This is a genomic window from uncultured Corynebacterium sp. (genome assembly GCF_945649885.1).
Lineage (GTDB): Bacteria > Actinomycetota > Actinomycetes > Mycobacteriales > Mycobacteriaceae > Corynebacterium.
In genome coordinates this window covers 1-4,636 of the sequence record NZ_CALZFS010000163.1, presented here as the reverse complement: position 1 = coordinate 4,636, position 4,636 = coordinate 1, and the positions used below count along the sequence as shown (strand labels likewise).

General features: G+C 60.0%; 4 protein-coding genes and 1 pseudogene. 1 reads left to right on the top strand and 4 read right to left on the bottom strand.

The features are described from left to right. Nucleotides 1-137, bottom strand: a pseudogene (locus Q0M74_RS13020) (resuscitation-promoting factor); the annotation flags it as partial. Between the two features lie 178 nt (nt 138-315). After that, nucleotides 316-1,149, bottom strand: a complete 834-nt coding sequence (locus Q0M74_RS13015; protein ID WP_293955144.1) for a TatD family hydrolase — start codon at nt 1,147-1,149, stop codon at nt 316-318. Nucleotides 1,150-1,169: 20 nt separating this feature from the next. Here Q0M74_RS13015 and Q0M74_RS13010 point away from each other — a divergent pair, with 20 nt between their 5' ends. After that, nucleotides 1,170-1,787 carry a cyclase family protein gene (locus tag Q0M74_RS13010; RefSeq protein WP_293955142.1) on the top strand — a complete coding sequence of 206 codons (618 nt, stop codon included), beginning with the start codon at nt 1,170-1,172 and terminating at the stop codon, nt 1,785-1,787. Here Q0M74_RS13010 and Q0M74_RS13005 read toward each other — a convergent pair. Both Q0M74_RS13005 and Q0M74_RS13000 read right to left on the bottom strand, forming a co-directional pair. Then, nucleotides 1,774-3,828, bottom strand: coding sequence for an ATP-dependent DNA helicase RecQ (locus Q0M74_RS13005; RefSeq protein ID WP_293955139.1), 2,055 nt, complete (start codon nt 3,826-3,828; stop codon nt 1,774-1,776). The genes Q0M74_RS13010 and Q0M74_RS13005 overlap by 14 nt on opposite strands. A gap of 185 nt (nt 3,829-4,013) precedes the next feature. Next, a partial coding sequence (locus tag Q0M74_RS13000) for a class I tRNA ligase family protein (RefSeq protein WP_293955137.1) occupies nt 4,014-4,636 on the bottom strand: 623 nt, incomplete at its 5' end.

The window sequence follows — 4,636 nt, the reverse complement described above, 5'->3', positions numbered from 1 at the left end:
ATGTCCTTCTTGGTGGTTGCCGCAGTCACTCCGCCGATCAGGAGGGTGGCCAGCATACCGCCGGTTGCCAAACGCAACGGCACCGAACGGGTGCTGTTGATCCGGTTGATCCGGGACTTCTGATGCTTGCTCGCCATAAGAATGCTTTACTTCTTCGCTCTCGGGGTGATTAACACTTTGTCACAGTACGGTAACAACCCACCCCCGTCCAGAAATTCCCCTCCAGCAACCTGAACCATCTTTCACATCAGCAAGAAAGCAACCGATCAGCGCAGCTCGCAGGTCACCCACCATCCCCCTGTGAGCTACCCCACATCACGGCCTGTTGAGGCCATACACGCGATCAAAGTTCACAGTGAGTGCTTCCGCAAGCTCCTCCACAGCCATACCACGCGCCTCTGCAATACACAGGGCGGTATGACCAATCAGGGAGGGCTCGTTCCTACTGCCACGGAAAGGTTCAGGAGTCATATACGGTGCATCCGTCTCGATGAGGATCTGCTCGAGCGGGGCAATCCGGGCTGCTTCCCGGAGTTCCCCATTCCGTTTGAAGGTCACATTGCCGGCGAAGCTCAGGATATAGCCGCGGTCCAGGGCTTCCTTGGCAACCTCCAGCGGGGAGGAGAAACAGTGCAGGATGGTCTGCGGTGCGGTGGGCGAATCCGCCAGCACCCGCATGAGATCCTCATCAGCTTCACGGTTGTGGATCATCAGTGCTTTGCCTGCACTCACCGACAGATCAATGTGCCAGCGGAACGCCTCCTCCTGGGTGGCCAGGTCCGCGGTACCCTCCGGATCATGGATGATCCAATAGGTGTCCAGCCCGGTCTCCCCCACTGCCACGCAATCCGGATCAGCGGCCATCGCAGTCAGACGTTCACGCGCCACCTGATCAAGCTGCTGTGCCTTGGTGGGGTGGATGGCGCAGGCTGCCCAGACATTCTCATATTGCTGGGCGGTGACCAGGGCCAGTTCGGCTTCTGCCAGTCCGTCACCGACGGTGCAGATCCGGCTCACTCCGGCATCCCTCGCCCGTGCCACCAGAGCAGCAGGATCATCCTTGCAGGATCCCAGGTGGGTGTGGGCATCGATCAGCCCGGGAATGAACTGTGCAGGTACGGGCGTGGGACGGGGCTTCTTTTTCGACATAGGCCTTATATTCTAGACACATGCAGGTCATTGATCTCTCCCACCCATTCCAGCCAGGTCAGCCCCATTTCCCCGGGGATCCTGACCAGATCATCGACACGATAGCGAAGATCAAAGCCGATGGTTTCCTCATGCACCGCTACTCTCTGGTGGGCCCCTGGGGAACTCATATTGATGCCCCCTCACATTTTGATGAGGACGGTCGCACGCTGGATCAGATTCCAGCCGCCGACCTGGTCCTGCCGCTCCTTGTCATCCGTTTCAATGACCCCGGTCTGATCACAGCAACACACCTGGAACAGTTTGAAACCGCCCACGGTCCAATCCCAGCAGGGTCCTTCGTCGCAGCGCACACCGGGTGGGAGTGGGGTACGCAGGGCACAGCTCCGGGATGGAGCATTCCGGCTCTCGAACTACTCCACCACCGTGGGGTCACCGCCATCGGACATGATCTGCCCGATACTGATCCCAGCCTGCAGGCACAGAGCTGGTGGCTGCACCATGATCACTGGCAGATTGAAAACCTCACCAACCTGGAACAGGTGCCGAAACGGGGCGCAACCATCGTTTGCAACTTCCCTGTTCCAGTGGGTGGCGCCAGCTTCCCGGTCCGTCCCCTGGCGCTTATCCCCGACTAGCCAGGGCGAAGGGCAGAACATCCAGGCCGGAGCGTTCCGCAATGCCATTGCCTGCCACGGTGACGGACCATCCGGTATCAATCAGATCAGTCACCAGCAAGACCGGTCCACCATCCACAAGGTTCAGCCCCTGAGACCAGTCCCAGTGATCAAGCAGGGCAGCTACTCGGTAGGCGGAGTTCTGGGCAGTCACCTCCATGGCACCGGCTCCCACCGGTAGGGTTCCGGCAAAGTTCATCCGCCCCACCTGGGCGATGGCACCAGCAACCTGTTCAATCAGAGCGGTCTTATCAGGATCAGTGCTGCCCAGGGCTGCAACATTGACAGGACGGGTGGCCCAGTCCCAGTCTGCCAGCACCGCGATGATCCTCTTCATCCATGGGTCCTCTGTGAAGTTGCCGGAATCCAGGAGTTCACGCAGGGCAGGTCCACGCCCAATATCGTTGAGGCGTCCCAGGGCACGCCCCTCCCCCAGACCCTTGATCTTGCCCCTCACCGAAATTCCTGAAGGCCACTGTTTTCTGGCTGCCACACGTATACCCGGTGCGCTGAGCTGCTTGCCCACTTCGGCGGTCACGGTGGTGTCGGCTTCCATGGACCAGTATTTTCCTGTGCAGTTATCGCAGCGTCCACAGGATTCGGTGGCTGTCTGATCATCCAGTTCCCGGCGCAGGTAGAGCATACGGCAGCCTTCGGTGTTCTGGTAGTTGATCATGCTGTTCTGTTCATCGGTGCGGGCCTGCTCTAGTCCGCGGTAGCGCTGCGTGTCGTAGTTCCATTCCATGCCGGTGGCGACCCAACCGCCACGCACCCGTCGCACTGCACCGTCAACATCCAATACCTTGAGTACCTGCTCCAGGCGGGAGCGGGACAGGTCCACCTGGGATTCCAGCTTGACGGTGGATTGGGCTTCCTCAGTCAGAACGCTGAGCAACTGTCGGACCACCGGTTCCTGGGGGAAGGAGACGGAGGCGAAGTATTCCCATATCTCCTTATCCTCTGTCCCTGGGAGCAGGATGACATCAGCACGATCCGTGCCACGGCCGGCACGACCGATCTGCTGGTAATAGGACACCGGTGAACCCGGCGCGCCCAGATGCACCACAAATCCGAGGTCTGGTTTGTCAAAGCCCATGCCCAGGGCGGAGGTGGCCACCAGTGCCTTGATCTCATTATTGATCAGGGTATGTTCCAGGCGTTCGCGTTCCCCGGCTTCAGTGCGTCCGGTGTAGGCGGCCACGTTCCAACCCACTGCATTGAGGGCATCAGCCAGGTCATGGGCGGCCGCCACGGTCAGGCAGTAGATGATGCCGGAGCCTTCAAGTTCCTTCAAGTGGGTGGCAATCCAGGCCGGGCGTGCTGTGGAGTCCTGTAGGTTGAGTACCGCGAGGCGGAGTGATTCCCGATCCAGTCCGCCACGCAGGACTCCGGTGTTGTCACCGAGTTGGGCGCGGACATCTTCCACCACGCGGTCATTAGCGGTGGCGGTGGTGGCCAGTACCGGTACACCTGGTTCCAGTCCTGCCAGCAGATCACGGATGCGGCGGTAATCAGGGCGGAAGTCATGGCCCCAGTCGGAGATACAGTGCGCTTCATCGACGACCACCAAGCCGGTTTCCGCAGCCAGACGTGGTAGGACGGCATCTCGGAAATCTGGGTTGTTGAGGCGCTCGGGGGAGATGAGTAGAACATCGACTTCTCCCCCGACCACCTGCGCCTGGATTTCATCCCAGTCGGTCATATTGGCACTGTTGAGGGTGGCTGCCTTGATGCCGGCGCGTTCTGCTGCTGATACCTGGTTACGCATCAGGGCCAGGAGTGGGGAGATGATCACTGCTGCTCCAGCACCGCGGGTGCGTAGGAGTTTGGCGGCGATGAAGTACACCGCTGATTTTCCCCAACCGGTGCGCTGTACCACCAGCATGCGTTTTTTCTGGTTAACAAGTGCGTCAATGGCCAGCCACTGATCATCACGTAACTGGGCGCCGGGGCCGGCGATGCCTTCCAGGAGTTGGTTTGCTTCTTCTCTGGTTGCGTTCATGCCCTCCACCTAACACCATGGGGTGGACATGATGGTGGGTGTGATGTTCGAATAACCAACCAGGCTCACCATCAACCTCATGATCTTCTGCTGTCGACCATCAAGAAGATCCCCCGGCCTCAAGAAAAACAAACCCCTTCCCTGCAAACGCAAAGAAGGGGTTTGAGCAGCAGCTACCTCAATAACTATTGCTGGACCGGGGCCCATTCCGGACCGGTCTCACCGAGCTCCGGATCGAGCTTGGTGATCAGCGGTGCCGGCTTGTTCAGTGCGGTGCCGGGGATGACGTCGATACGCTCCCACTTGGCGGCCTGTGCCTTGTAGTCGCCCATGATGACCGGGTAGGAGTGTGCCGGGTCAGGCAGGCCAGTGCCGACCGGCTGACGGAGGGAGTCGTTTTCCACCTCGACGATCTGCGGGCTGGCTGCCCAGATGCCTTCACGGCCCAGGGTTTCGTGGACCTTCTGGGCGGTGTGTGGCAGGTAGGGGGTGAGCATGGTGTTGCAGTCGGAGACCACCTGGAGTGCGGTCCACAGGACGGTGGCCAGGCGTTCGCGCTGGGTTTCGTCCTTGGCCAGCTTCCATGGCTCCTGCTCGGCGATGTAGGCGTTGGCCTCGCCGACTACGTGCATGATCTCGGTGATGGCATTTTTAAACTTGGACAGTTCCAGGTTCGTCGCAGCAGATTCGAAGGTCTCCTCTGCCAGGGTGAGGATGCGCTTGTCAGATTCGGTCAGGGATCCAGGTACTGGTACCTCGCCGAAGTTCTTGTGCGCCATGGACACGGTGCGGTTGACCAGGTTGCCCC